This window comes from Arthrobacter sp. BE255 (genome assembly GCF_031457335.1).
GTDB lineage: Bacteria > Actinomycetota > Actinomycetes > Actinomycetales > Micrococcaceae > Arthrobacter.
In genome coordinates this window covers 564,729-590,432 of sequence record NZ_JAVDWK010000001.1, presented here as the reverse complement: position 1 = coordinate 590,432, position 25,704 = coordinate 564,729, and the positions used below count along the sequence as shown (strand labels likewise).

The 25,704-nt window shown below is 67.3% G+C and carries 26 protein-coding genes; 6 read left to right on the top strand and 20 right to left on the bottom strand.

Annotation, left to right across the window (positions count from 1 at the left end; genetic code table 11):
• Positions 1-47: 47 nt before the first annotated feature.
• Positions 48-1,076, bottom strand: coding sequence for an exonuclease domain-containing protein (locus tag J2X42_RS02750; protein WP_310161890.1), 1,029 nt, complete (start codon positions 1,074-1,076; stop codon positions 48-50).
• Positions 1,077-1,199: 123 nt separating this feature from the next.
• Between J2X42_RS02750 and J2X42_RS02745 the strand changes: the two genes are divergently transcribed.
• Entirely contained in the window at positions 1,200-1,976 is a 777-nt protein-coding gene (locus tag J2X42_RS02745) for a VTT domain-containing protein (protein WP_310162179.1), read from the top strand.
• Between the two features lie 127 nt (positions 1,977-2,103).
• Here the strand turns inward: J2X42_RS02745 and rdgB are convergent, their stop codons facing one another.
• The 8 genes from rdgB to clpS all read right to left on the bottom strand — a co-directional run bounded on the left by rdgB (position 2,104) and on the right by clpS (position 7,447).
• Complete coding sequence (rdgB, locus tag J2X42_RS02740; protein WP_396134012.1) at positions 2,104-2,760, bottom strand: RdgB/HAM1 family non-canonical purine NTP pyrophosphatase; 657 nt, start codon at positions 2,758-2,760, stop codon at positions 2,104-2,106.
• A gap of 2 nt (positions 2,761-2,762) precedes the next feature.
• Complete coding sequence (gene rph, locus J2X42_RS02735; RefSeq protein ID WP_131131717.1) at positions 2,763-3,521, bottom strand: ribonuclease PH; 759 nt, start codon at positions 3,519-3,521, stop codon at positions 2,763-2,765.
• Positions 3,522-3,578: 57 nt separating this feature from the next.
• Positions 3,579-3,803 (bottom strand): helix-turn-helix transcriptional regulator, encoded by a 225-nt coding sequence (locus J2X42_RS02730; protein ID WP_310161887.1) that lies wholly within the window; start codon positions 3,801-3,803, stop codon positions 3,579-3,581.
• A complete protein-coding gene (locus J2X42_RS02725) occupies positions 3,803-4,435 on the bottom strand; it encodes a hypothetical protein (protein ID WP_310161885.1) in 633 nt (210 codons plus the stop codon). Before J2X42_RS02725 ends, J2X42_RS02730 begins: the two co-directional genes overlap by 1 nt.
• Before the next feature lie 102 nt (positions 4,436-4,537).
• The gene (locus tag J2X42_RS02720; RefSeq protein WP_310161884.1) at positions 4,538-5,335 is read right to left on the bottom strand and encodes an MBL fold metallo-hydrolase; all 798 of its coding nucleotides are present in this window, start codon (positions 5,333-5,335) and stop codon (positions 4,538-4,540) included.
• Positions 5,332-6,411: a glutamate racemase gene (gene murI / locus J2X42_RS02715; protein WP_310161883.1), complete on the bottom strand. Its 1,080-nt coding sequence runs from the start codon at positions 6,409-6,411 to the stop codon at positions 5,332-5,334. The genes J2X42_RS02720 and murI overlap by 4 nt, the downstream gene beginning before the upstream one ends.
• Positions 6,412-6,504: 93 nt before the next feature.
• Positions 6,505-7,071, bottom strand: a complete 567-nt coding sequence (locus J2X42_RS02710; protein ID WP_131131713.1) for a DUF2017 domain-containing protein — start codon at positions 7,069-7,071, stop codon at positions 6,505-6,507.
• Entirely contained in the window at positions 7,064-7,447 is a 384-nt protein-coding gene (gene clpS, locus J2X42_RS02705; RefSeq protein ID WP_310161879.1) for an ATP-dependent Clp protease adapter ClpS, read from the bottom strand. The genes J2X42_RS02710 and clpS overlap by 8 nt, the downstream gene beginning before the upstream one ends.
• A 214-nt stretch (positions 7,448-7,661) precedes the next feature.
• Here clpS and J2X42_RS02700 point away from each other — a divergent pair, with 214 nt between their 5' ends.
• Both J2X42_RS02700 and J2X42_RS02695 read left to right on the top strand, forming a co-directional pair.
• Complete coding sequence (locus tag J2X42_RS02700; protein WP_310161877.1) at positions 7,662-8,990, top strand: nicotinate phosphoribosyltransferase; 1,329 nt, start codon at positions 7,662-7,664, stop codon at positions 8,988-8,990.
• Positions 8,990-9,625: an isochorismatase family protein gene (locus tag J2X42_RS02695; protein WP_310161876.1), complete on the top strand. Its 636-nt coding sequence runs from the start codon at positions 8,990-8,992 to the stop codon at positions 9,623-9,625. Before J2X42_RS02700 ends, J2X42_RS02695 begins: the two co-directional genes overlap by 1 nt.
• Before the next feature lie 83 nt (positions 9,626-9,708).
• On the opposite strand, the gene J2X42_RS02690 is transcribed toward J2X42_RS02695, so the two are convergent.
• From J2X42_RS02690 to J2X42_RS02655, 8 genes are all read right to left on the bottom strand, one after another.
• Positions 9,709-11,493 carry a DEAD/DEAH box helicase gene (locus J2X42_RS02690; RefSeq protein WP_310161874.1) on the bottom strand — a complete coding sequence of 595 codons (1,785 nt, stop codon included), beginning with the start codon at positions 11,491-11,493 and terminating at the stop codon, positions 9,709-9,711.
• Complete coding sequence (locus J2X42_RS02685) at positions 11,493-11,834, bottom strand: DUF3039 domain-containing protein (RefSeq protein ID WP_056349372.1); 342 nt, start codon at positions 11,832-11,834, stop codon at positions 11,493-11,495. Before J2X42_RS02685 ends, J2X42_RS02690 begins: the two co-directional genes overlap by 1 nt.
• 66 nt (positions 11,835-11,900) lie before the next feature.
• Positions 11,901-12,680 (bottom strand): glucosamine-6-phosphate deaminase, encoded by a 780-nt coding sequence (nagB, locus tag J2X42_RS02680; RefSeq protein ID WP_310161870.1) that lies wholly within the window; start codon positions 12,678-12,680, stop codon positions 11,901-11,903.
• A gap of 30 nt (positions 12,681-12,710) precedes the next feature.
• Positions 12,711-14,282: a transporter gene (locus tag J2X42_RS02675; protein ID WP_310161869.1), complete on the bottom strand. Its 1,572-nt coding sequence runs from the start codon at positions 14,280-14,282 to the stop codon at positions 12,711-12,713.
• Positions 14,264-15,058, bottom strand: coding sequence for an ABC transporter ATP-binding protein (locus tag J2X42_RS02670; protein ID WP_131131705.1), 795 nt, complete (start codon positions 15,056-15,058; stop codon positions 14,264-14,266). Before J2X42_RS02670 ends, J2X42_RS02675 begins: the two co-directional genes overlap by 19 nt.
• A gap of 72 nt (positions 15,059-15,130) precedes the next feature.
• Complete coding sequence (locus tag J2X42_RS02665) at positions 15,131-16,228, bottom strand: NADH:flavin oxidoreductase/NADH oxidase (RefSeq protein ID WP_310161865.1); 1,098 nt, start codon at positions 16,226-16,228, stop codon at positions 15,131-15,133.
• Positions 16,228-17,253 carry a tetratricopeptide repeat protein gene (locus J2X42_RS02660; RefSeq protein WP_310161863.1) on the bottom strand — a complete coding sequence of 342 codons (1,026 nt, stop codon included), beginning with the start codon at positions 17,251-17,253 and terminating at the stop codon, positions 16,228-16,230. The genes J2X42_RS02665 and J2X42_RS02660 overlap by 1 nt, the downstream gene beginning before the upstream one ends.
• 71 nt (positions 17,254-17,324) lie before the next feature.
• Complete coding sequence (locus J2X42_RS02655; RefSeq protein ID WP_310161862.1) at positions 17,325-19,034, bottom strand: hypothetical protein; 1,710 nt, start codon at positions 19,032-19,034, stop codon at positions 17,325-17,327.
• A 241-nt stretch (positions 19,035-19,275) separates the two neighbouring features.
• Here J2X42_RS02655 and J2X42_RS02650 point away from each other — a divergent pair, with 241 nt between their 5' ends.
• Positions 19,276-20,532 (top strand): AI-2E family transporter, encoded by a 1,257-nt coding sequence (locus J2X42_RS02650; protein WP_396134011.1) that lies wholly within the window; start codon positions 19,276-19,278, stop codon positions 20,530-20,532.
• A gap of 9 nt (positions 20,533-20,541) precedes the next feature.
• Here the strand turns inward: J2X42_RS02650 and J2X42_RS02645 are convergent, their stop codons facing one another.
• Entirely contained in the window at positions 20,542-21,342 is an 801-nt protein-coding gene (locus J2X42_RS02645; protein WP_310161860.1) for an alpha/beta hydrolase, read from the bottom strand.
• 67 nt (positions 21,343-21,409) lie between these two features.
• A complete protein-coding gene (locus tag J2X42_RS02640; protein ID WP_310161854.1) occupies positions 21,410-21,754 on the bottom strand; it encodes an ATP/GTP-binding protein in 345 nt (114 codons plus the stop codon).
• 37 nt (positions 21,755-21,791) lie between these two features.
• Between J2X42_RS02640 and nucS the strand changes: the two genes are divergently transcribed.
• Both nucS and J2X42_RS02630 read left to right on the top strand, forming a co-directional pair.
• Positions 21,792-22,487: an endonuclease NucS gene (gene nucS / locus J2X42_RS02635; protein ID WP_310161852.1), complete on the top strand. Its 696-nt coding sequence runs from the start codon at positions 21,792-21,794 to the stop codon at positions 22,485-22,487.
• A 290-nt stretch (positions 22,488-22,777) separates the two neighbouring features.
• Positions 22,778-22,981: a cold-shock protein gene (locus tag J2X42_RS02630; protein ID WP_011692441.1), complete on the top strand. Its 204-nt coding sequence runs from the start codon at positions 22,778-22,780 to the stop codon at positions 22,979-22,981.
• Between the two features lie 172 nt (positions 22,982-23,153).
• Here J2X42_RS02630 and J2X42_RS02625 read toward each other — a convergent pair whose 3' ends face one another.
• Positions 23,154-25,697 (bottom strand): DUF2156 domain-containing protein, encoded by a 2,544-nt coding sequence (locus tag J2X42_RS02625; RefSeq protein ID WP_310161851.1) that lies wholly within the window; start codon positions 25,695-25,697, stop codon positions 23,154-23,156.
• Positions 25,698-25,704 lie beyond the last annotated feature (7 nt).

Sequence of the window (25,704 nt, the reverse complement as noted above, 5' to 3'; positions counted from 1 at the left end):
GGAGCACACCGGGCGGCGCGGAAGGTTTGTTGCGCCAGATGAATGAATCAGGCGGTGCGCCCTGCCCCGGAAACGCCGGCCGTGGCGTAGCCGCCCACCATCTGGAGGAATTCGCCTTCGGAGAGCACCTCGATCAGCTGGCCGCGTTCGTGCAGTTCCAGGACGCGCCGGGCCTTGCCCGTCAGTCTCCCGGAGCGGAGATCGGATGCCACAAATCCGTCGCCCACCACCAGCACGGTGGTACGTGCCGTCACCCTGCTTTCGGGCCGGGCGCCGAACTCCGCGGAGCGGACCTTCGCTTCGGGCCGCGCCATGGAGAGCTCCCCGGTGAAGACCACTGTCTGGCCGTACAGCGGATGGCCGGGTTCGGCGTCGGCGTTGGGCAGCGGGTTGGCACCTTCCTCCGGCCAGCCCGACCGGAACGGCAGGACCCGGGCCGGGCCACCGCCATCGGCGACGGCCACCGCGGCCAGGCTTTGCTTGGACAGGGCATCCCGTGACGGGTCAAAGGCCTGCTGGTGGGCAAGTGCGAGGCCCAGCGACAGGTACAGTTCGGCGATGCTGTTGGCACCGTTGCGCGCGGCGATATCGATCAGGATGCCGGCGCAGGCACGGGCATCCTCGCCGGCGTCGTGGTGGTTGACCAAGGGAACACCGGCCTCTTCAGCGGCAAAGGGCAGGGAGTTCGAGACGAGCGAATAGCAGCGGCGGGACAGCATGACGGTGCAGACGTAGTCGTAGGCGGGCCCGGGAAGGCCTGACACCTCCAGGCCGGACCTGATGACGCCGAGGTCGAAGGCCGCATTGTGGGCCACCAGGATGTCGTCGCCGATGAAGGCGCCGATCTCCGGAAACAATTCACCGAACCGCGGAAGTCCGGCAACGTCCTCGGCGCGGATGCCGTGGATCCGGACGTTGTGGTAATCGAAGTGGTCGTGGTTTTCCGGGGGGCGCATCAGCCAGGACGCCTCGGCGACGACCTTGCCGCCCCGGACCTTCGTCAGGCCCACCGCGCACGGTGAACCCCGGAAGCCGTTGGCTGTTTCGAAGTCGATCGCCGTAAAGTCCAAACCCACGGCCCATACTTTACCGCCGGCCAGGGCCGTTCCTGTGTCACCGCGGCGGCCCTGTCGCGGATATCACCAAAACGATCAGCCCGCCTCCGCGTCAAGTACCCTGAGTAGGTGAACTTTCTTGCGATCAGCGACCTTGCCGCGCCCATGCTGGGAGGTGCCGGACCGGTCCAGCCGCAGCTGGCTTCGTTCCTGCCCGACTGGCTGAACCCCCAGGTATTCCTGGCCGACCCCGCGCTCGCCCCTTGGGTGGTGCTGCTGGTCTGCGGAATCGTCTTTGCCGAGACCGGCCTGCTGGTGGGTTTTTTCCTGCCCGGCGATTCAATGCTGTTTACGGCCGGCCTGCTGGTGGCAACCGACACCATCAAGTTCAATGTCTGGCTCCTGGCGCTGCTGATCACGGTCTCCGCGATCATCGGCAACCAGACCGGCTACCTGATCGGTGCCAAAGCCGGTCCAGCCATCTTCAACAAGCCCAATTCCCGCCTGTTCAAGCGTGAGAACGTGGAGAATGCCCATGCGTTCTTCGAGAAGCACGGCGGCAAGGCCCTGATCCTCGCGCGCTTCGTTCCGATCATCAGGACCTTCGTTCCCGTCATTGTGGGCGTGGCCCAGATGGACAAGAGGAAATTCTTCATCTTCAACGTGATCGGCGCGGTCCTCTGGGGCAGCGGCGTGACCCTCCTCGGCTACCTTTTGGGCGACAGGGTCCCGTGGGTCAGGGACAACCTGGACATCATCTTCATCGCCATCGTGCTGGTCTCCGTAATTCCGATCGGCATCGAGGTCCTCCGTGGCCTCTCGGCCAGGCGGCAGGCCGCCAAGTACGGCACGGATCCGGTGGAGGAGTTCATCGAAGAGCACGAACCCGAAGCCGAGCGGAAGACCCACCGGGAGCACTGAGGCCCGGCGAAACAGTTCCGGCGCCGGAAACAGGAAGGGAGCCCTGCTGATGCAGGGCTCCCTTCCTGTCTTCAGGCCTTCCTGGCTTCAGGCCGGTTTCTTCAGGCCATCGGCTCCAGTGCCGGCGCTAGGTCCGGGCGAGTGCCTCGACAATGGCAGGCAGCAGGGCCCGGAAAGCCTGGCCCCGGTGGCTGATGGCGTTCTTCTCCTCCGCGGACAGCTCGGCACAGCTGCGCTCCTCGCCGACGGGCTGCAGGACGGGATCGTAGCCGAACCCGCCCTCGCCCCGCGGCTCGCGCAGCAGGGTCCCCTCAAGCTGCCCGTATTCCACCGTTTCGTGGGCCGTGCCCGCCGCCGCCGGAACGGCCAGTGCGGCGGCGCAGACGAACGCCGCCCCGCGGTGCCCGTCGGGGACATCTGACAGCTGGTCCAGCAGGAGCCGCAGGTTGGCGGCATCGTCCCCGTGCCGGCCGGCCCACCGTGCGGAAAAGATGCCGGGCGCCCCGCCCAGGACGTCGACGGCCAGGCCTGAGTCGTCAGCGATGGCCACCAGGCCGGTCGCCTCGGCTACCGCGCGGGCCTTCAGCAGCGAGTTCTCGGCAAACGTCACACCCGTTTCGACGACGTCCGGCGCACCGGCCGCCGCGGCGTCCACGACCTGGGTGTCGACGTCGAGCCCCGGAACCTGGCCGCGCAGCAGCTCCCGCAGTTCGCGGAGCTTTCCCTTATTGTGCGTGGCGAGGACGAGCCGGGGCGCTGCGCCGTCGGACCCGGCGCCGGCCAGGCTCACAGCGCGTCCGCGAGGGTTTCGCGCTGGATCGCCGCCAGCTGGGTAGTGCCCAGGAGGGCAAGATCGAGCAGCTGGTTGAGCTCGTCGCGGTCGAAGGGAGCGCCCTCTGCGGTGCCCTGGACCTCAACAAACTTCCCGGAACCGGTGACCACAACGTTCATGTCAGTCTCGGCCCGGACATCCTCAACGTAGGGCAGGTCCAGCATCGGGACGCCGTCAATGATGCCAACGGAAACAGCCGCGATGGTGTCGATCAGGGGCTGGGCATTCTTGGCGATCAGCTTGTTGTCGCGGGCAAAGCGGATGGCGTCGGCCAGGGCAACGTACGCACCCGTGATGGCGGCCGTGCGGGTTCCGCCGTCTGCCTGCAGGACGTCGCAGTCCAGAACGATGGTGTTTTCGCCCAGGGCCTTGGTGTCGATGATGGAGCGCAGCGAACGGCCGATCAGCCGGGAGATCTCGTGGGTCCGTCCGCCGATCTTGCCCTTGACCGACTCGCGGTCCGAACGGGTGTTGGTGGCCCGTGGCAGCATGGCGTACTCGGCGGTGACCCAGCCCCGGCCTTCACCCTTGAGCCAGCGAGGTACCCCGGCGGTCAGCGAAGCCGTGCACAGGACCCGTGTGTTGCCGAACTCGATCAGGGCCGAGCCCTCTGCCTGCTTGGACCATCCGCGGGTGATGCTGATGGGGCGGAGCTGGTCGGGGGTACGGCCGTCGGCGCGCACTACGGGCACTGCGGTTGCTTCTGAAGTCATGGCTTTAGCTTATCGACTCGCCGCCGCGCGCCCGGCCACCTCCGGCGGCGCACGACCTTATTCGGGCTGATACGAAAGCAGATCACCGACGCTGCAGTCCAGGACGGCGCACAGTGCGGTCAGGGTGGAGAACCTGATGGCCTTCGCCCGGTTGTTCTTGAGCACTGACAGGTTCACCAGGCTGACGCCTACCCGCCGGCTCAGTTCCGTCAGGCTCATGCCGCGCTCCGCCAGCAGTTCATCGAGCCGGCAATGGATGGCCGAATAATCCTCGGCCGGCATCAGACAAGCCCCTCGGTATCCTTCTGCAGCCGGCGGCCGAACTGGAAAACGCCGGCGATGAGTACCAGGACGACGCCGGCCACCAGCGGCGTGAAATTGAAGCCGGCCGCGAAGCCGTCGCTTTGCCCGTTGGCTGCGATCAGGCGGGCAACTCGCGTGCGGGCGACCGCATCGAGAACCTGTCCGGCGCTGCCGGCGAGGGCCAGGACCACTCCGCAGGCTCCCACAATCCATGCCGAAGCCGGGGTGAAGAGGTTCTCCCCGCGGAGCCGGAGGGCGAGCAGGAACAGCAGGGCTGCCACAGCCAGGACGCTGACCTGGCCCAGGACGCCGGCCCAGGCCAGAAGCGCGGCCTCATCCGAAGGAAGGGCAGGAATGGTTGCTTCCATGGCAGTGAAGCGTGCCGTGGCGCCCAGTTCCAGCCCGGCGGGGTCCTGCGGCGACGAGTGCAGGGGCAGAGTCAGCGTCACCGGTCCCCCGAACGTTGCAATGATTCCGGCGATGGTCAGAAAAGTCGTGGCGGCCGCCGCAATGGCAGCGACGGTCATGATCGCCACAGCATCTGCGCGCGACACCACTTTCCCCTGCCAGGACTGCCTGCGGTTCTCGGTCTGCTCCAATGTGTCCCCCAAGTATTATCGATGATCGTTATTAACGACTATCGATAAGCTACCGGATAAACCGGTGCAGCACCAGTGCGGGCGCCTCAAAGGTCCAAAAGGTGGCGGGCGGCGCTAGATCGTGTAGTGCACTCCGGCCACGGCAACCGCCACGTCGCCGCCGAAGACCGGGCGGGCCTCGGCCATGACCGTGGTGGGTGAGGTCCAGACGGGGATGTGCGTGAGCAGGAGCCGGCGCGCGCCCGCGGCCGCTGCGGCCTCGCCGGCGCGCTTGCCGGTCAGGTGCACGTCCTTGATGCCGTCGTCGCGGCCTTCCTCGAAGGCCGCCTCGCAGAGGAACAGGTCGGAGTCCTTGGCCGCCTCCTCCAGGCCGGCGCAGGAATCGGTGTCCCCGGAATAGGTCAGCACCCGGCTGACCTGGTTGCCTTCCTTGTCCGGCTCGGTGACCTCCACCCGGAGGGCGTAGGCCTCCTCCACCGGATGGTTCACGGCGAACGGGGTGATGGTGAACGGCCCCAGGGTTACGGGCTGGCGTTCAGACCAGTTGGTGAAGTCGAACTCCTCGTGCATGCCGGGGTCCAGGTCCAGGCCATACGCGGTGGCCATGCGGTCGGCGGTGGCCGCGGGGCCCCATACCGGAATCCTGCCGCGTCCCCAGCCGCCGGGCTTCCAGCGGACCGCCACGTGCAGGCCGCAGAGGTCCATGCAGTGGTCCGGGTGCAGGTGCGTCAGGAAGATCGCGTCGATGTCCTCGAGGTCGGTGTAGCGCTGGATGGCGCCAAGCGCGCCGCTGCCCAGGTCCATCACGATCTTCCATGTGCGTTCGCCGTCGTTGGCGGTCAGGAGGTAGCACGACGCCGGCGAGCCCGGGCCCGGGAAGGAACCAGTGCAGCCAACGATGGTGAGCTTCACTGGGCAGGACCTCCGGCCCGGCCGCTGTCCACAAAACCGCTGTCCACGAAGTTCGACAGCCGCCGCTGCGGCCTGGTGCTCCCGGTGGCGCTCTGTGCCGCGGCAATCATCTCCGGGGTGATCCGGGCGAGGCTGCCGGTGGGGTACTGGGCGGAGACGTGGTCCACGTGCCGGACGGACAGGACTTCGGGTCCGAGGAAGCGGCGCGCGAGGGCTTCGAACTGGCCGGCATCGCCGGTGGCGATGAAGTGGTGTTCCGGCGGCGTCGCGGTGGTGCGCTGCAGGTCATGGGTGGCCAGCGCCCGGTAAACGTCCTTGGCTGTCTCCTCCGCGCTTGAAACCAGCGTCACGGACTCGCCCATCACATAGGAAATGACACCGGTGAGCAGCGGGTAGTGCGTGCAGCCGAGGACCACGGTGTCCACCCCGGCAGCCTTCAGCGGGGCGAGGTATTCCTCGGCGACGGCCAGCAGCGCGGGCCCGGTGGTAATGCCCGCTTCGACGTAGCTGACGAACTCAGGGCAGGCCACGGACGTGATCTGCAGGTCCGGGGCCGCGGCGAACGTGTCCTCGTAGGCGCGGGAGCCTACAGTGGCGGACGTTCCGATCACGCCCACCCGCCCGCTCCGGGTGGCAGCCACGGCCCGCCGCACGGCCGGCTGGATTACCTCGATCACGGGAATTCCGTACTTGGCGGTGTACCGCTCCCGGGCGTCGCGCAGGACCGCGGCCGACGCCGAGTTGCAGGCGATGGTGAGCAGCTTGACGCCGGAGTCCACCAGTTCGTCCATCACACCCAGGGCGTTGGCCCGGACTTCGGCGATGGGCAGGGGGCCGTACGGCCCGTGGGCCGTGTCCCCGACGTAAAGGATCGATTCGTTGGGCAGTTGGTCGATGATGGACCGCGCCACCGTCAGCCCGCCGACGCCGGAATCAAAGATGCCGATTGGCCGGGATCCCAGGTGACCGCCGGTAACGCTGCTGGCTGGGGACGCCGCAGCAGCTGCTGACGGGTCCGTGCTCGAGGCTGTAGTCATGATTATTCGAGGATAGGTCTTCCCTGTGGTCGCGGCCATCACATTGTGGCGTCCGACTCATGTCTAATTTGTCACAGTGCAGCGCGGGTCCCGGTCCCGCGCAGTTCCGAAGGGCTTCCGGTGCGTGCCGGGTCAGGCCCGGGTGTCCAGGGACTGGAGCATCGCCTGCACCAGGGATTCCTGCAGCCACGTGGCGAAGTTGTACACCAGGGCAAGGTAGCTTTCCACGTCCTCCGCCTGCGACCAGTCCTGCATCAGGTGGACGTGCTCGGCGTCCTCCTCGTCCCGGATATCGAGCCGTTCGGCCAGCACCAGGCGGACATCGTTCAGCGCCATCGACCAGTGCCTGGCGCCTTCGGCGGTCAGGACGATGTCGTCCTTGTCCAGGTCCAGGGCGGCGGCACGGAGGGCGCCGATCTTGGTTTCCCGCAGCGAACGCTCGGTGAGCTGGCGGAACTCCAGGGACGCGCCGTCGTCGTTCTTCATGACGTTGGGCAGGAGCCTCCTGACCGCACGGTCCGTGGGTTCCTGGACGTCCATGTCCAGCCCGATCATCGCGGCCAGCGGATCCTGGTTGGCGCGTTCCTCCGGCTGGAGCATGGAGATGACGTCATCGATCAGGCTGCGGAGCAGTTCCCGTTCGGCCGGTTCCAGGAATCCGGTGATGCCTTTGAGCCCGTATTTGAATGCCTTAGCCACGCTTACCCTTGCCCTGCCCTGATCCGCCGGCTTTGCCGGAGTTGCCGCCCGGCCCGCCGCTTGCCTTCTCCACGGTGGCCCACAGACCGAATCCGTGCATGGCCACGGCATGGCGTTCAACCTGTTCCTTGCTGCCGTGGGCGACGATGGAGCGGCCCTTTTTGTGGACCTCCATCATGAGCTTGTTCGCCTTGGACTCGGAGTAGCCGAAGTAGCTCTGAAAAACATAGCTGACGTAGCTCATGAGGTTGACGGGATCGTTCCAGATCACCAGGTTCCAGGGGATGTCCGGGGCGGTCAGGGAGTCGGTGGACGCCTCTGTCCCGGTCCGGGTGCCCTCCTGTGTATCAGGGCCGAGCGCAACGCTTAAGGTCATCTGTCCATTCTATGGGGATGCTGGGCCCACACCGGCGAGGGCCCCACGGCGAAGCGAAGCGAGACGCGGGAGCCGGTGGGTGGGCCCACGCCGGCGAGGGCCCCACGGCGAAGCGAAGCGAGACGCGGGGCCCGGTGGGTGGGCCCACGCCGGCGAGGGCCCCACGGCGAAGCGAAGCGAGACGCGGGAGCCGGTGGGGACTAGAGTGAATTTCGTGAGTACCTCTGCCGGCTGGGACCATCCCCGCACGTCCTTTTACACAGACCACTACGAACTGACCATGCTGCAGGCGTCGCTCCACTCGGGCGCCGCGCACCGCCGGTCGGTCTTCGAGGCCTTCGCGCGGCGGCTGCCGGACGGCCGGAGGTACGGGATTGTGGCGGGCACCGGCAGGCTGCTGGAAGGCATCGCCGACTTCCGTTTCGGCGAAGCGGAGCTGGATTTCCTCGGCCGGACCGGCGTGGTCAACCAGGACACCCTCGATTACCTCGCGAACTACCGTTTCTCCGGCGACATCTGGGGCTACCCGGAGGGCGAGGCCTACTTCCCCAACTCCCCCATCCTGATCGTTGAGTCCACGTTCGCCGAAGCCTGCATGCTGGAGACCTACCTCCTCTCGGTCCTGAACCACGACAGCGCCATCGCCTCCGCGGCATCGCGGATGATCACGGCGGCCGGGCACCGGCCGTGCATCGAGATGGGCTCGCGGCGCACGCATGAGGAATCGGCAGCCGCCGCCGCCCGCGCCGCCGTCATCGCCGGGTTCGACAGCACCTCGAACCTGGAGGCCGGCATCCGCTACGGCATCAAGACGGTAGGCACAGCCGCGCATTCCTTCACCCTCCTGCATGACACCGAGCGGGAAGCCTTCGAGGCGCAGATCGCCGCACTGGGGCCCGGCACATCGCTGCTCGTGGACACGTACGACGTCGAAGCGGCCGTGCGTGCCGCCGTCGAGCTGGCAGGTCCCCGGCTGGGTGCGGTGCGGCTTGATTCCGGCGACCTCGTCGCCCAGGCCCAGTGGGTCAGGCAGCTGCTGGACGAACTCGGCAACGAGGACACCAAGATTGTGGTCACCTCCGACCTGGACGAATTCGCCATTGCCGCGCTGCAGTCTGCCCCCGTCGATTCGTACGGGGTGGGCACATCCTTGGTCACCGGCTCAGGCGCACCCACCGCCAGCATGGTCTACAAGCTCGTCAGCCGTACCGATGACGACGGCAACTTCGTCTCGGTTGCGAAGGCCGCCAAGAACAAGACCAGCATGGGCGGGCGGAAGTACGCACTGCGGAAACTGAACGAACGCGGCGTCGCCACGCAGGAGATTGTGGGAATCGGCCACCGTCCCGAGGACGACGGCAACGACCGGCCGCTGCTGCAGCAGTTCATGAAGAACGGCGAACTCCTGCCCGGCTGGACCGGGCACGAAGGCGTGGTCCGCGCCCGCCAGCGGCACGCTGACTCCATGGCCGAACTGCCGCCGGTGGTCAACCGGCTCCAACGCGGCGAAGCTGCGATCCCCACGATCTACGAGGAGAACTGATGTCACGCGCCCTGATCATCGTTGACGTCCAGAATGATTTCTGCGAGGGTGGTTCGCTGGCCGTGGCCGGCGGCGCGGACGTGGCAGCGGCCATCAGCGAATACGTTGATGCCCACCACCTCGAGTTCGACCACATCGTTGCCACCCAGGACTGGCACATTGATCCCGGAGCGCATTTCTCCGAGGCGCCCGATTTCAAGGACAGCTGGCCGCGTCACTGCGTTGCGGGCAGCAAGGGCGCCGAACTGCATCCGGACCTGGACACCGAATACGTCCAGGCCTACTTCCAGAAGGGCCAGTTCGCAGCCGCGTACTCCGGGTTCGAAGGCCTCCTGGCTCCCGAAGACGCTGTTCCCACCGGAGACCGTCAGCCCGGCACCCTCCCGGCCGGCGATCCGGAAGCCTACGCCGCGGCCGACGACGCCATCGGCCTTGATGACTGGCTGCAGAGCCATGACGTGGAGGACGTTGTGGTGGTGGGGATCGCCACGGACTACTGCGTGATGGCAACCTCGCTGGATGCGGTCCAGGCGGGCTATTCCGTCACCGTTATCCGCTCCCTTACCGCCGGCATCGCGGACGACATTGACGATGCAGTGGCCGAAATGGAGCTCGGCGGCGTGGACGTCGCCTGATTGCAGGTCGCAACACAGCAGTGGCCCGGTGCTGAGCACCGGGCCACTGCCATTTTCACGTCACTGCCGTTTCCTGGCCGCCGCTATTTCCGGCCGATAAACCAGTCCTGGAGCTTCCGCAGCCTGGACTGCAGCTGCTCCTCGTTCGCCTGGGCCACCGGCGGGCCGCCGCAGACCGTGCGCAGTTTGGTGTGGACCACACCATGCGGGGTTCCGGTCCGCGCGGACCAGGCGGCCACGTTTTTGGCCAGTTCGTTGCGCAGGTCCATCAGCATCCGGTGGTCCGGTATGGCCGGACCGGCGGAGGCCTGTTCAGGCGCCGGCGCGCGCCGGTTCTTCCGGTTGAGCTGGTCGTGCTGGCGCTGCCGGAGCAGGGTGCCCACCTGCTCCGCATCAAGGAGCCCGGGGATGCCGAGGAAGTCCAGCTCGTCCTCCGAACCGACCTCTCCCCCGGTGCCGAACTCGCCGCCGTCGAACAGGACCCGGTCGAAGGACGCCTGTGAGTCCAGGGCCTCGAACTTGCCCTTCGTCAGGCTGTCCGACGCTTTGTCCTCCCGGTTGGCCTCGGCCATCAGGGAATCCTCGGGATTGAACAGGCCGTCGGCGTCCTCCTTCTCGGGGCGGTCCAGGGCGTGGTCGCGCTCGGCCTCCATCGAGTTGGCCAGCGCCATCAGCTGCGGCACGGACGGCAGGAACACCGAGGCGGTCTCGCCCCGCTTCCGGGCACGCACAAAGCGGCCCACCGCCTGGGCGAAGAACAGCGGCGTGGAGGTGGACGTCGCATACACGCCCACCGACAGCCGGGGCACGTCAACGCCTTCGGACACCATCCGGACGGCAACCATCCAGCGCTTCTCGCTCGCGGTGAACTCCTCGATCTTGCTGGAGGCCTTCGCGTCGTCGGACAGAATCACGGTGGGCGACTCGCCGGTGATCCGCTTCAGCTGCCCGGCATAGGCCCTGGCATCCTCGTGGTCGGTGGCGATGACCAGCCCGCCGGCGTCGGGAACTGTGCGGCGCACCTCGCTGAGGCGCTTGTCCGCGCCGGCAAGGACGGCCGGAATCCACTCACCGGCCGGGTTCAGCGCCGTCCGCCACGCATGGGACGTGATGTCCTTCGTGACCGCGGCCTCGCCGAGCGAGGCCGCCATTTCCTCCCCGGCACTGGTGCGCCAGCGCATCTGGCCGGAGTACGCCATGAACATCACAGGACGCACCACGTGGTCCCGCAGGGCGTTGCCGTAGCCATACGTGTAATCAGCCTTGGAACGCCGGATGCCGTCCTTGTCCTGGGCGTACTCCACAAACGGGATGGGCGAGGTGTCGGAACGGAACGGCGTACCCGTCAGCGACAGCCGCCGGGCCGCGGGATCAAACGCCTCGCGCAGGCCGTCGCCCCAGGACAGGGCCTCGCCGCCGTGGTGGATCTCGTCAAGGATCACCAGGGTTCGGGCGGCCTCCGTCTTGGCCCGGTGCAGCATGGGCTTGCTGGCAACCTGGGCGTACGTGACGGCCACGCCAACAAAACCGCGGCCGTGCTGGCCGTCGGAGTTCTTGAAGTTGGGGTCGATGGCGATACCAACCTTGGCGGCCGCATCTGCCCACTGCCGTTTCAGGTGGTCGGTGGGCGCCACAATGGTGACCCGGTTGACTGCCCCGGACTCAATGAGCATCGACGCGACGCGCAGGGCGAAGGTGGTCTTACCTGCACCGGGGGTTGCTACCGCCAGGAAATCCCGGGGACCGGTGGTGAAGTAGAGGTCAAGGGCTTCCTGTTGCCAGGCACGGAGTTTCGGGGCGGTTCCCCAGGCTGCACGTTCCGGGTAAGCCGGAGGCAGGGTGGGGCCGCCAAAGAGCGTCTCCGTCACTACTTGTTGTTGCCCGAGTCCCCTCCGGGACCCTTGCCGCCGTCGTTGCCCGGGCGGAGGCCGTCATAAACCTCTTTGCACATGGGGCATACCGGGAACTTCTGCGGATCCCGGCCCGGCGTCCACACCTTGCCGCAGAGGGCAATGACGGGATCGCCCGTCAGCGCGGATTCCATGATCTTTTCTTTGCGCACGTAGTGCGAGAAGCGCTCCCGGTCACCGGGCTCCACTTCCTGGCGCAGTTCCTCGCGCTCAATGGTGGCCGTGGACGTTCCAGCCCCGGAAAGCTCGCGCATCGGGTCGTTTTCGAGAGGGTCCGTCATGCTAGTCATGGCATCCATCTTAGCCTTTCCCGGACAGTGGCGTCCGACGCCGGGTGGTCCGTTTCGCTTCCCACGCTCCTGTGCCTACAGCCCCTGCCAGGCGGGTTTGTTGTCGTAGGTGTGCCGGTAGAAGTCGGCGAGTTTCAGCGACGACGCCGCCGCCTCGTCCAGCAGGACGGTGGCGTGCGGGTGGAACTGCAGGACCGAGGCCGGGCAGATGGCAGAGACCGGCCCCTCGACGAAGTCGCGGACGGTCTGGGCCTTCTGGGCCCCGGTGGCGATCAGGACGACGTGCCGTGCTTCAAGTATGGTGCCGAGCCCCTGGGTGACTACATGGTGCGGCACCTCCGCCAGGCTGCGGAAGAACCGCGCGTTGTCCCTGCGGGTCTGCTCGATGAGGCTCTTGATCCGGGTCCTGGATGCGAAGGACGAGCCTGGCTCGTTGAAGCCAATGTGGCCGTCCGTGCCGACGCCCAGGAGCTGCAGGTCCACTCCGCCCAGGGACCGCATCTGGTCCTCGTAGGCCTGGCATGCTGCCGGAATGTCTTCAGCGGCACCGTCAGGGGTGTGCACGTTTTCCTGGAGGATGTTGACCCGGTTGGTGAACTCGCGCCTGATGACCTCACGGTAGGATTCCGGGTGCCCGGGCCCCAGCCCCACGTATTCGTCCAGCGCAAAAGCATGCGCAGCACTGAAGTCCAGCCCGCGCTCATGCCGTGCCGCGAGCTCGTCGTAGACGGGAAGCGGTGAGGAGCCGGTGGCCAGCCCCAGCACCGCACCGGGTTTGCGGCGGAGCAGCGCTTCGACCGCATCGGCCGCGAGCGCTCCGATCTGCCTGCTGCCTGGGAGGATGACAACTTCCACTACCGGCCACCTTTCTGGCGTACTGCGGATCTAGCGGTTAACAGTCAGCTGGGCCAGGAGTTCCGGCCCGCGGGCGTCCAGCCATTTGCCGCCCAGCCTGACTCCGGCGCCAAACAGCGCGAGTCCCAGCATCAGGCCCACTGCCAGGTTGGTCCACCCGAACACAGGGTTTCCGGTGACCAGCTGCGCGATGAACAGTCCCACCTCGGGCAGGACCAGCAGGCTCAGGATCCCCATGCCGGCGAACTGCACCGCGAGTGTCTGGCCAACGTTGCCCGGCGGTTTCTTGAACGGGCTGTCGCCCGGCAGCGGCACAGCCACGGTGTAGCGGGCCGACACCACGGACGACAGTCCCAGGCCGGTGAACAGGATTCCCAGGCTGAGGCCCAGCTGGCCCGGCAGGGCGTCCCAGCTGCCCGTGAAGAAGCACTGGCCCACGGCAAAGATCAATACCACCGGCAGGGCAAAGGCGAGGCAGGCCAGCGCCCGTCCAAGGCGGTCGTCGGTCCCCTTCACCCCGGTTGCCAGATGCAGGGCAAAAGCTGTGTTGTCGTAGGAGACATCCGCCGAGATGGACCAGGCCAGCAGGAACGCCGCCAGCGGCGCCGCGAAGGCAAGGGTCCCGTAGTTTCCGGTTTGGCTGCCCTGGAACACCAGCAGGATGGGCAGCAGCGGCACCACCACCAGGGACCCTGCGTACCGGGGATCGCGCAGCCAGTAAATCAGCGCCCTCGCCGTCACGGCACCGGCGGGGGTGGCCGGCACCAGGCCAAGCAGCCCCAGCTTTCCGCCTTTGCGGCTCCCGCTTCCGGCGTAGGGCGGATTGACCAGGGCCCGCTCCAGGAGCAGCTTCCAGCACCACGCAAGGCCGGCGAGGGTGGCCAGGGCGATGACGAGTTTAGCGGCGGCCTCGGCCGGCCGTCCGGCGGCGACATCGCCGCCGAGGGACCACACCGCCCCCAGGGGCGTCCAGGACAGCGTTCCGGCCAGCTCCGGCAGGAAGCCTGTGGAGGCCGAAACGCCCCGGCCCACCCCTGCGACGATCGGACCCATCAGGACCAGCGGAACCATAAAGGCGATGGCGCTGGCGTCCTTGAACCGGCGGGACGCCGCGAGGCTTGCGGTTGCCGTGGTCACCACCCGGGAGAGCACGATGCAGCTCAGGACGCCGACGGCGGCACCCACCAGGGCGGCGACGGCCGCGAGGGGACCGCGGGCCCAGGTCCACACGGTGGCGAGTGCCACGAGCGCCGTGGCGATGCCGGGAATGCCGATCAGCCCGCCAAGGGCCAGCCCGGTCAGGAGCTGCCGCATGGGAATGGCGGAGGTGGTGAAACGTGCAGGGTCCAGGGTCATGTCCACAGCGGATGCGGCCACGGGGACGATGCCCCAGCCCAGGAGGGCCGCCGAACCGCCGAGCACCACTGCCGTCTGCGCAAGTTCAGGGTCGGCGCGGCGCAAAAGGACCAGGGCCACGACCAATGCCCCCACCACGCCAAGCGCGTACAGCCCGCCGAAGGCCATTCCGACCAGCTGCCAGGGACTGCGCCGGAGTCCGTTGCGGAGCAGGGCCAGCTTCAGCCTCAGAAGGTGCGCAACCATTCCAGGCCTTCCGTGTGGTTGCGTCCGCCCACCAGCTGGACGAACCTCTCCTCCAGGGACGCCCCGGCGCGGACCTCGTCCACGGTGCCGGCAGCAAGCAGCCGGCCTGCCGCAACGACGGCAACGTGGTCGCACATGCGCTGGACCAGGTCCATCACGTGGCTGGAGACGATGACCGTTCCGCCGGAGGCTACATAGCTGTCCAGGATGGAGCGGATGTTCGACGCCGAGACGGGATCCACGGACTCGAAGGGCTCGTCCAGCACCAGCAGCCGCGGCGCATGGATCAGGGCCGAGGCGAGGGCGATCTTTTTGGTCATGCCTGCCGAATAGTCCACCACCAGGGTCCCTGCGTCCTGGCTGAGGTCCAGGGCCGACAGCAGCTCACCCACCCGGGCGGCCACCACGTCCCTGTCCATGCCCCGCAGCAGCCCGGCGTAGGTGACCAGCTGCTCGCCGGTGAGCCGATCAAAGAGGCGGACACCGTCGGGGAGGATGCCCATCAGTTTCTTGGCCTCCAGCGGCCGGGCCCAGACGTCGACGCCATGGACCACTGCCGTGCCGAAGTCAGGCCTCAACAGGCCGGTGGCCATCGACAGGGTGGTGGTCTTGCCGGCGCCGTTGGGGCCGACTATGCCAAAAAATGAGCCTGCCGGGACATCGAGGCTGATGCCGTCCACGGCGATTTTTCCGCCGAAACGCTTGGCAAGCCCGCGGATGGACAGGGCAGGAACCGGGCCGGCGTGCGCCTCCGGATCAGGATGCGGAGCAGTCATAAGGCCAGAGTAGACCCACGGCCCCGCCGGAGGGGTCCTCCCGAAGGAGTAGGGACAAAGGAGTAGGGACGCCTAGAACGAATGCCGCGGCACGGCACGTTCGTACTGCGGCGCCCAGGCCAGGTCGTGGCCCAGTTCGAACGCCGCACGCAGCCACCAGTGCGGGTCGCGCAGCGCCGCGCGGGCGATGAACACGCCGTCGGCCTGGCCGGTGGCAACGGCATGCTCTGCCTGTCCGGGGGACGTAAGCAGGCCCACCGTTCCGGTGGGTACATGGCTTTCGCGCCGGATCCGTGCCGAGAAGCCGGTCTGGTAGCCGGGGCCGGGCTGGATCTGCTGGTGCGCCACCGCTCCCCCGCTGGATACGTCAATGAGGTCCACACCGTGTTCGCGTGCCTGCGCGGCCAGGCGGACCGAAGCCTCAATGTCGATCCCGCCCTCCGCCCAGTCAGTGGCGGAGATCCTGAGCAACAGCGGCATGGACTCGGGCATCACGTCACGGACGGCGTCGATCACGGCGAGCATCAGGCGGTTCCGTCCCGCTTCGTCACCGCCCCAGGAGTCGGTCCGGGTGTTGGTCAGCGGGCTTTGGAACTGGTGCAGCAGGTAACCGTGGGCGCCGTGCAGCTCAAGCGTGTCAAAGCCGGCATCGACGGCCCGCACTGCCGCAGCGGCGAAGTCGCTGATCACGTCCTGGATCTGTTCCCCGGTCATCGCGGCGGGCCCGGCGAAGCCGTCGAAGGCCGACGGCGACGGGCCCACCGTGGCCCAGCCGCCGTCGGACTCCGGCACGCTGCCGCGCTGGCCCGAAAACGGCCAGTACGTGGATGCCTTGCGCCCGGCGTGGGCCAGCTGGGCGCCGATCTTCGGCGCCGCGGCGCCGTGGCGGTGCACAAAGGACGTGATCCGTTGCCAGGCCTCAGCCTGTTCGTCGTTGTACAGCCCGGCATCCCGCGGGCTGATGCGCCCCTCGGCGTTGACGGCCGCGGCTTCGGTGAGGATGAGTGCGGCGCCGCCGGCGGCGAAGGAGCCCAGATGCATCAGGTGCCAGTCGTTCGGCACACCCGGGGCGCCGTCGGGCCCGCAGCTGTACTGGCACATGGGTGACACCCAGCCGCGGTGCGTCAGCTCCAGGGAGCGCAGCTTCAGCGGCCGGAACAGCGCCGGCACTAAAACAGCACCCGTGCCAGGTTCTGCCGGGCCTTCGCGACGCGCCCGTCGGAGGTGCCCACCACGTCGAAAAGTTCCAGCAGGCGGACACGGGCTGTTTCCCGCTCCGGGCCGAAGTTCCTGCCGATAAAGGTGACCACGCGGTTGAGGCCGTCTTCCACGTGGCCGCCGGCAACGTCCAGGTCCGCAACGGCGAGCTGCGCCTCAAGGTTGTCCGGCTCCTCGGCAGCCCGGGTCCGCAGTGCCTCGGTCTCCTGGGCGGACAGCGGCTGCAGCCGGGCCATCAGCTCCACCTGGGCCAGCCCGGCCTTGGCTTCGGCATCGGCGGGCATCTCCAGCAGGGCCTGGCGGTAGGCGGCGGCAGCGGCCTGGTAATCGCCCTCCTCGATGGCGTCGAAGGCCGCCTGGTGCAGCGGCGGCAGCGGCGCCGCTTCGGTCTCGGCGGGCGCCCCGCCGCCGAGGCTTCCGGTGACGCCGTTGGCTGCGGCGACCTTCAGCAGTTCATCGAGCAGTGCCCGCACCTGTGCCTCGTCCGCCCCGCCCTGGAAGAGCGGGACCGGCTGGCCTTTGACCACGGCGACGGCGGTGGGGACGGCCTGCACCTGGAAGGCCTGCGCGAGTTGCGGGAAAGCGTCGATGTCCGCGGTTCCCAGCACCAACCGGCCGCCGTAGCTGTTGACCACGCGTTCGAGCGTGTCCAGCATTCCGGCGGATTCCGGTGAATAGGCGGCCCACAACGCGAAAACCACCGGCACCTGGGCCGAGAGCTCCACGAGCTCCTGGAAGTTTCCTTCCGTGACGTTGACCCGCAACGGAGCGTGGCCGGCGTCGGCGGTTCCGGCGGGGGCGCCCTCGACGGGAACCGGAGGGCCGGCGGGCGGGTTGCCGGGGGCACTTCCCGGCGCGTTGCCGGGAACGGCGGCCGGCGCCTGGCGCTGTTTCAGGGCTGACAGGTCGACGGCGCCTCGCAGGTTAAGCAGGCTGGCAGCGGCTGGAGGGACTGGGCGGGAAGCTGGCGAACTCATGCTTTCCACTCTAGCCACTCCGGCCGCTGCCGGGGGTAATGCGCGGGCGGGCCGGTAGCCCTGCCGCCTGCCTACTTGAAGCTTGCTCCGACCAGTCCGCGGGTTGCGGCGACGAGCTTGATGGGGTCCGTTGAGCCGGCCGGCGGGATGTAGACGGCCATCGACTCGGCAAAGTTCAGCACCATGCCGGTGGTGGTTTCCTTGCCGCCTGCGAGCGCAGCGGCATCGTCACCGATGGTGAGCTTGTCGCCGGACGCCTTGGGCGTACCGTCGAACCCGAAGTTCAGGCGGCCCAGGACCAGCGCGCCGCCGTCCGCCGTGCGGAACACCACGGTGCTTTCCGGAACCACCTTGTGCGTAAAGGAGAAGTTGCCGTTCTCGCCGGACTTGACCACTTCAGCCTGGTAGGAGAGTGTGTCGGCGATGTACGGCGAGGACTCCCCCTCCACCAGCTTGTCCTTGAAGCTCGAGTCCGCGGAGGTGAGGCGGTCGGCCAGGCCGGCGAGGGCCTCCTCGCCGCTGTACAGCAGGCCCGTCTTGTCGTTGGCGGCCAGGGTTTCCGTTCCGCCCCTTTCGATCGACGGGAACGTGGTGCCCGGCTGCAGCGGGGTGGTTTCCACGAGCTTGTAGTTATCACGCGGTGTCAGCTGTACCAGGGTCAGCAGCTGGGGCACAACGTTGCCGTCGCCCTGGGTAACGGCAAGAACGTGGCGCGGCCACTCCCGCTGGCTGGTGACCACGGTGGTGAGCAGCTTGGTGGAGCGGACGGGCATCCGTGCCTCGTAGGCACCGACCTGGGAGCGGATCTTGTAGTTCTGGGTCCGCACCTCGAGTTCGGTTCCTGCCAGGCGCTCGGTTAGCTTACCGGCGTCCTTGGCCGCATCGCCGGCGTCGGCGGCGGCGGAAACCTGCTCCAGGATGCGGCGGAACTGGGCGTCCAGGAGGACGGGCGAGGACGGAGCGGCACCTTCGGTGGCGGTGGGTTCCGTCGTCGGCGCCGGGGTACTGGTCGCGTTGGCGGCAACGCCCGTACCGGCAACCACAGCGGCCGTGACGGCAGCGGCAACCATGCCGGCGCTCACCATGCCCAGGCGGGTTGAGGAACGGGCCTCGGCACGGGCGCGGGCGCGCTTGGCGAAGAGGCTGCCCTCTCCGGTGCCGTCGCCGTTCCGGTTGCGGGCCGAAAGGACCGCCAGCGCAATGCCGGCAAGGATCAGCAGGCCGCCGATGACCATCAGCGGGATGGCCCAGGGCGTGGCCGTGTCATTCGGGAACGTCATGGACACCTCGCCCGGAGCAGCCTTGGTGCCGTCCGATGCCAGCAGCAGTGACCATTCACCGTCCGCGGGCGGGGTCCAGGAGTAGTCCAGTTCGCCGCTGGCGTTTTCGCTGGACACCCACAGGTCGGAACCCGCAGGGCTGGGGGCCGTCGCTTCACCGTCGGCGTGTTCCACCTGGAGGGACTTGTTGTCTTCGGAGACCCCAGTGACGGTGTTGTGGGCAGTCTGGCCCACCCACGCGTCAACGTCGTCCGGACGGCCGGCAGCAAGGATGAAGTTGCCCTCACCCTTGATGTTGATCTTCACCGTGCCGCCGTGGAGCGTGCGGAGGTTCTGGTCAATGACGGTCAGCGGCGCCTCGGCGGCATCTGTGGGTACCGAAGCCGTAAAGGTCTCGGAGGGAGCCCAGATGGTCTTCTGGCCGATACCGGCCAGAAGGGTCAGGAGGCCGAGCAGCACGAGTGCGACTGCAGTCTTGAAACGCAAAGAATCACCTATCATCAGCGGGGGTTTACTTTCAATAGTAACCGTTTTGTTACCAATAGCTCAGTCGGGGGCCTTCCGCCGGCGCCTCCGGCTCCCCGGCGCGGGCAGCCCTCCCGGCTGTTGACAAGGCTGCTGATAGTGTTTGCGATGATCATCACACCGGCCCGCAGCCGCGGCGCCACGCACGGAACAGGCCCCAAAAGCAGTGACTGACAAGACGGACGAATCCCCCACGGGACATGAAACTCCACCGGCCATTCCCGCCCAGCAGAGCGGAGCGATCGAGCCCGTTCCGGTCCGGCGTTCGGGGGCCGCTGCTGCCTTGGGGTCCGTGATACGCCGGCTCCGCCAGCCCCTCCCCGGCGCCCAGCCGCGGCTCCGTTTTGAAATGCCGCCCGAGTACTCCCAGCAGGACGAGGCCGGCGACGACGATTCCACGCTGACGCCGCCCCAGTTTGGCCAGCCCGGGCCGCGGATCTCGCCGCAGCACCCCCTCTACCTGGGGTTCATGGGCACCGTCGGCGTAGGACTGGCCCTGCTGGTCTACTGGATCGGCTCCAACACCACGCAGCTTCTGCTCTGGATCGTTGCGGCGCTTTTTATCGCCCTTGGCCTGGACCCCGTGGTGGGCTGGCTGGAGGGCAGGAAAATTCCCCGCCCGGCGGGCATCCTCGTTTCGGTGACAGTACTGGTCACCGCGGTGGTGGGCTTCTTCGCCACACTGATCCCCACGATCGTCGAGCAGGTGACGCAGCTCGTTGAACAGGCACCGGTGTGGGTGCGGGACTTTATCGACTCGGACTTCTTCCGCAGCGTGGATGGCCAGTTCGGCGTCCGCGACCGCATTGAGGATGAACTGAATAAGTTCGTCAACAACCCCGAGGCCATGGGCGGCATCTTCGGCGGAGTGGTGGGCTTCGGCTCCACCGTGGCCAACGGGCTGTTCGGCACACTGATCGTCCTGGTACTCAGCCTGTACTTCCTCGCGGCCCTGCCGGCGATGAAGAAATGGGGCTACCGGCTGGCACCCCGGTCGCGCCGTCCCAGGGTGGAGGCGCTGTCCGAGGAAATCACCCGGTCGGTGGGCAACTACGTGATCGGCCAGGCCTGCGTCGCGCTGCTGAATGCGACGTTCGCGTTTGTGGTGATGTCCATCCTTGGCATCCCGTTCGCCGTCCTGCTCGCCTTCGTGGTTGCGCTGCTCGCCTTTATTCCGCTGGTGGGCGGGATGATCGCGGCCATCGTCGTGCTCCTCGTGTCGCTGACGGAGGGATGGCAGACGGCCGCCATCTTTGCGATCTGCTACTTCGCGTACCTGCAGTTCGAGGCGTACTTCATCTCGCCGCGCATCATGCAGAAGGCCGTGGCTGTTCCCGGGGCGGTGGCCGTTATTTCCGTGATTGCCGGCGGCAGCCTGCTCGGCATCCTGGGCGCACTGATTGCCATTCCCACGGCCGCCGCCATCCTGCTGCTGCTCAAGGAAATCTATATCGTCCGCCAGGACAAGCACTAGGCAACAGCCTCAGGCGGCCGCAGTGGCCAGCGGGCCGTCCCATTCCTGCGGCAGTCCCTCCGGACCGGCTCCTGCCTCCGTTACCTCGTCCACGATTTCGTTGAGCACCCGGGCGGCGTACTTCTCGCCCACCCAAAGGTGCTTGGCGCCGTCGACCCCTACGACGCGTGCCTGCGGAACAATCCGGAACCGGTCCGCGGCGGCCTCCGGCCGCAGGTAATCGTCGTGTTCGGGAACCAGCACTGCGAGCGGCTTGCCGCTCTCGGCCCACACGCCGAGGTGGGCGTCCGTGGCCCGGTGCAGCGGCGGGGACAGCAGCACGGCGCCTTCCACGCTCGAGGCCACCGGCTCCACGGCGCCGTACATCAGCGCAAGCTCGGTGCCGAAGGACCAGCCCACCAGCCAGCGGTTGGGCAGCTGGCGGTCGACGGCGAAGCGGACTGCGGCCTCCACGTCGTACCGCTCGCCGATTCCCTCCTCGAAGGCCCCGTCGCTGGTCCCCCGGGGAGAAGTGGTTCCGCGCGTATTGAACCGCAGCACGGCCACGCCCGCCAGCGCCGGAAGCCGGTAGGACGCCTTCCGGTACACGTGCGAATCCATGAATCCGCCGTGCGTGGGCAGCGGGTGCAGGGTGATCAGGGTCGCGGTGATCTCTCCGGATTCGGGGAGCGCCAGCTCGCCCACCAGGGTATGGCCGTCCTCCGTGCGCAGTTCCACGTTCTCCCGCTTCGCGGGGAGGACGGTGGAGGCCCGGATGGCTGCGGGTCCGTCAGGCTGGGTGAATTCGTACGACGCCGGATCAAAAGTCATGCCTGCCAGCTTAGCGACTTTGCGCGGCCGGGATTTGTCCGCTGCCGGACTGCCGCCGCACGGCGCCTCAGCGGTAACGGTAGCTGCGCGACATCCAGCAGTTCGTGTGCCAGTGCCGGCGTTCGGCCAGGCCCGCGGCCGCCCCGAACAGGTGGTCGTCCTTCCACACCACAAGGTGCGCAATCCCGGGCAGGACGGCCGTGGAGCAGCCGGGGCATATGTACGTCTTTTCCGCGTTCTTGGCCGTCATGGTCCGGACCATCCATTCGCCGTCAGGCGCGGTTTCGCGGCGGGCTATGCCCGCCCGGGCCCGCTCCAGGTCGAGCTCAGGGACGTCGCCGTTTCCTTTCCTGCCTGCGGCTGTGCCCGGTTTTCCGGAAGCAGGGCGGCGGGGGCGGTTGGAACGCGGCATGCCTCCATTCTGCCCCAGCCCCGGTAGTGTGTACGGCGTGCGACTTGTGATAGCCCGATGCTCCGTTGATTATGTTGGCCGGCTCAAAGCCCATCTCCCCCTTGCCACCAGGCTCCTGCTGGTCAAGGCTGACGGGTCGGTGCTGGTCCACTCCGACGGCGGCTCCTACAAGCCGCTGAACTGGATGAGCCCGCCGGCCACCCTCCGCGTGTCCTCCCCGGACGATGTCGACCTCGAACTCGGGGTCACGGAACAGTGGACTGTCCAGTCCTCCAAGACCGATGACCGGCTCATCATCAACATCCACGAGCATCTCCACGAGTCCTCCCACGACCTTGGCGTGGACCCTGGCCTGATCAAGGACGGCGTCGAGGCGGATCTCCAGCGCCTGCTCGCGGACCAGATCGAAACACTGGGGTCCGGCTTCTCGCTGATCCGGCGGGAGTATTTCACCGCCATCGGCCCGGTCGACATCCTGGCCCGCGACGCCAGCGGGGCCACGGTGGCCATCGAGCTGAAGCGCCGCGGCGACATCGACGGCGTGGAACAGCTCACACGGTACCTCGAACTCCTGAACCGGGACCCCCTGCTGGCCCCGGTCCGGGGGATCTTCGCAGCACAGCAGATCAAGCCGCAGGCAAAGGTCCTGGCCAACGACCGCGGCATCGACTGCGTCACCCTGGATTACGACGCGATGCGCGGCGTGGACGACAGCGAATCCCGGCTTTTCTAGGCTGCCGGGCAGCACGATTGCGGCGGCACGGCCCTGACAAGGGCGTTAACGCTTCTTTTACCCAAAATTTATCGGATTGGCTGTCTGGACCGTTGACCTGAGGGTAGTGGCATGAAATTCTTATATGAGTCTTTGTGTAGGTGTTATTCATGCTCGCAAGACATGTTGCGAGCGCGAAGCTCCTGCAGGGCCGGTTCCCAGGAACTGGCAGTCCAGGATTCTTCTCGCGGAGTGACCAAGGCCAGCACGAGGTGTGCTGGACTTAAAAGTTCCATTATGAGGAGAAATAAATGGCACAGGGAACCGTCAAGTGGTTCAACGCTGAAAAGGGCTTCGGCTTCATCACCCCGGATGACTCCGATGGCGATGTCTTCGTTCACTACTCCGAGATCCAGACCGGTGGCTTCAAGACCCTCGACGAGAACCAGCGCGTTCAGTTCGAAATCGGTCAGGGCGCCAAGGGTCCCCAGGCTACCGGCGTCACGCTGGTCTAGTCCCTCGCCAGCCGGCCGCACCTGTGCGGCCCCTGCGAATTAATGATCCCCGGCATTATTGCCGGGGATCATTTTTTTGTGCCGGATATGCGAATTAGCCGGTATGGGCCCTTGGCGCATTCCTTCAGGAATTAACTGTCACTAATGATTTCGCTGCCGGAATGGCGACGTGTCAATTCACGAGTTCCCGCAAAAGCCGGGCACCCTGCCGCAGGGACAGCCCCGGGAGGTAGGCCCGGGTGAGCGCCCGGCCGATGGCGGGCAGTTGCAGGGGGTCCTGGTAGTAGAGGTACAGCGTGCGGTACTCCGGCTTGAACCGTGATTTGAAGGCGGCCAGTGAGCGGAAGCCGTAAACGGGTTCCAGTGCGTGGCCCACAACGTCCAGGATGCGCACCAGGTTTTCCGCCGGCACCGGTCCTTCCTGTCCGTCTTCAACGCCGTCCTCCTGTTCGTCCTCCGGGTGCCGTGCCAGCGGCGATCCGGACAGCGAGATAACCTCCACCGACTTCCTCAGTTCCAGCACCGCGGAGGCGATCAGGAATTCCATGACCCCGGGGAAACCCCCGGCACCCCGGCGCATGACGTCCAGTGTGCGGCTGACCAGCTTCCCGCCGTCGTACACGGGAAGCCAACTGGTCACACCGTGCACCGTGCCCTCCCCGTCGACGGCAAGGCAGCACAGCACCCCGTCATCCATCAGCTCATCCAGCCCGCCGAGGGTGAAGCCCATTTCGGGAACGGATTTTCCGGCCGCCCACTCCTCCGACACTTCACTGAGCTGGCCACGCAGTGCCTGCGGCAGGCCGTGATACGTTCCCCAGACGGCAGTGACTCCCATTTTGGCTGCACGGTTGAGCGCGGTCCGCACGTTCTGCCATTCCTTGCCGCGGAATTCCAGTTCCCGCACTGCCAGCCTCGTTTCCTGGGCGACCGCCACGCGATGGAAGCCCCGGTCCTGCAGGAGCGGCCACAGGCTGGAATCGCAGGAATAAAATGCCGGAATCAGGGCGTGCCGGCTGCAGTGCGCCAGAAATCCCTCGGCCACCCCGGCACGCGACACCGACTCCCCGAAAGGGCCTGCCAGCGTAAGCGCCACGCTTCCGTGCTGCTGGTAGGCCACGGCTCCGCGGAGGTCCGGACTGAACCAGTACATGTTCGGTTCCCACAGCGCCATCCAGGACAGGGAATCTCCGCCCTCATGCAGGAGGCGTCGCACAGCCGTCCGGTCAGACGCGCCCGCGTCGCTGCGGTGGTGGCGTCCGAGGAGGACAAACCAGACGCCCGCCAGGGCGATGACCCAAAATACAGGGCCGGAGAAGGCGAAGATGAAGGATTCGGCGCCGTTGCGGTCGGCGAAAACCCTGCGGTAGAGGTTTGGGATCGGGATGGGCAGGTACTGCCGTGACAGTTCCGCCAGCAGTCCCAACGGACCGCCGTCGCGCGTCAGGCCTCCCGCGACAAGCCAGGCCACGCTGTACGCGCCGGCCAGCAGCAGCCAGGCACCGCCCAGGACGAGGAGCAGTGTCCGGCGCGCGGCGGGCACCGTCTCCACCCTGAACTGCCTCCGGTTGAACCACAGCAAGGCCGTCAGCAGCAGCGGAACCGCCACAAGGGGCAGGATGTGCGCGAACCCGGACCCCATCGCCGCGGTGTGCGGCCGCGACGGATAGTGCGGGATCAGCGCGAACAGCGCCAAGTAGACCGCGGCCAGGGCCGTGACAGCCAGCTGGATTGCCAGCGTGATGCGGAGGGCGGCCTGCCGGCCGCGGCGCATGCCGTCGGCACAGATGAGCAGCAGGATCACCGGCACAACCGCCACTGCCAGTCCCAGCGGTCCGGCGAAACCCTGCCGGCCGGCCTCAAGGCAGGACGCCTCCACCGTGGCACCACAGTTGAATTCCAGCTGGCCCAGCGTGGGCAACGGATTCAGTACCACGTCGCGCAGCAACGCAAGCGGACCCGTCGGCGTCCTGGCGACGGCCGTGACGATGGGTCCGACCGCGAAAATGGCCACCATGAGGGCCAGCAGGTTTCGCGTTTCGCGGCCCGTGGACCGGTGCCGGTGGAGATTGCCGTGCTCGCCCTGGATCCACCAGCCGGCCAGGAGGCCAAGCAGTGCCCCCAGCAGGCCGATGACCGTCTCCGCATGGCCAACGTACAGGACAAGCATCAGTGACACCGAAAGGAGGGCGGTGCGCAGCCTCCGCTGCCACAGGACCGGCAGCCGGCCGCTGCCCGCGAGCCCGACAGCCAGCACGGCGGCATACGGGCCGATCAGGCCGTAGTCCACCATCAGGCCCAGCCAGCCGTCGCCTGCGTATGCGGCCACCTGCGTGATCAGGAGGAACAGTGTGACGGCACCGAACTGGCCGGCGGCAAAGAAGGCAGCGGCCTGCAGCGCCCCGAGTTTCCGCTCGGCCAGTCCCAGCAGCACGAGGATCATCAGTGACGCGGTCAGGTAGGCCAGCGGGTTGGTGGCGAAAAACATCGACGTAAACAGCGACCACCACATACCTGATTTCAGCCCCGGCCCGCTGACACTGGCGATGTCCAGCATGCTTTCCGGCGGCCCGGCGAGGTAACTTCCCGTGACGGCGCCGGTCAGGAGGAAGACCCCAAGGACCGCCAGCGTGAAGGGTATGGAGACGAGCCGCGCCTTGGTGCGCCGCCACGCCGGCCTGACTACGGTGGCCCAGGCGAGCGTGGCTGTGCGCACATCCTGT

Coding starts and splice junctions, on each gene's coding strand:
- J2X42_RS02670 (WP_131131705.1), bottom strand. CDS start 15,058: ATGACTGCTCCGCATCCTGATCCGGAGGCGCACGCCGGCCCGGTTCCT.
- J2X42_RS02685 (WP_056349372.1), bottom strand. CDS start 11,834: ATGGATGCCATGACTAGCATGACGGACCCTCTCGAAAACGACCCGATG.
- J2X42_RS02695 (WP_310161876.1), top strand. CDS start 8,990: ATGTCACGCGCCCTGATCATCGTTGACGTCCAGAATGATTTCTGCGAG.
- murI (WP_310161883.1), bottom strand. CDS start 6,411: ATGGCCGCGACCACAGGGAAGACCTATCCTCGAATAATCATGACTACA.
- J2X42_RS02645 (WP_310161860.1), bottom strand. CDS start 21,342: ATGACTTTTGATCCGGCGTCGTACGAATTCACCCAGCCTGACGGACCC.
- rph (WP_131131717.1), bottom strand. CDS start 3,521: ATGACTTCAGAAGCAACCGCAGTGCCCGTAGTGCGCGCCGACGGCCGT.
- J2X42_RS02730 (WP_310161887.1), bottom strand. CDS start 3,803: ATGCCGGCCGAGGATTATTCGGCCATCCATTGCCGGCTCGATGAACTG.
- J2X42_RS02640 (WP_310161854.1), bottom strand. CDS start 21,754: ATGCCGCGTTCCAACCGCCCCCGCCGCCCTGCTTCCGGAAAACCGGGC.
- J2X42_RS02660 (WP_310161863.1), bottom strand. CDS start 17,253: ATGAGTTCGCCAGCTTCCCGCCCAGTCCCTCCAGCCGCTGCCAGCCTG.
- J2X42_RS02630 (WP_011692441.1), top strand. CDS start 22,778: ATGGCACAGGGAACCGTCAAGTGGTTCAACGCTGAAAAGGGCTTCGGC.
- J2X42_RS02675 (WP_310161869.1), bottom strand. CDS start 14,282: ATGGTTGCGCACCTTCTGAGGCTGAAGCTGGCCCTGCTCCGCAACGGA.
- clpS (WP_310161879.1), bottom strand. CDS start 7,447: ATGACCTTAAGCGTTGCGCTCGGCCCTGATACACAGGAGGGCACCCGG.
- J2X42_RS02655 (WP_310161862.1), bottom strand. CDS start 19,034: ATGATAGGTGATTCTTTGCGTTTCAAGACTGCAGTCGCACTCGTGCTG.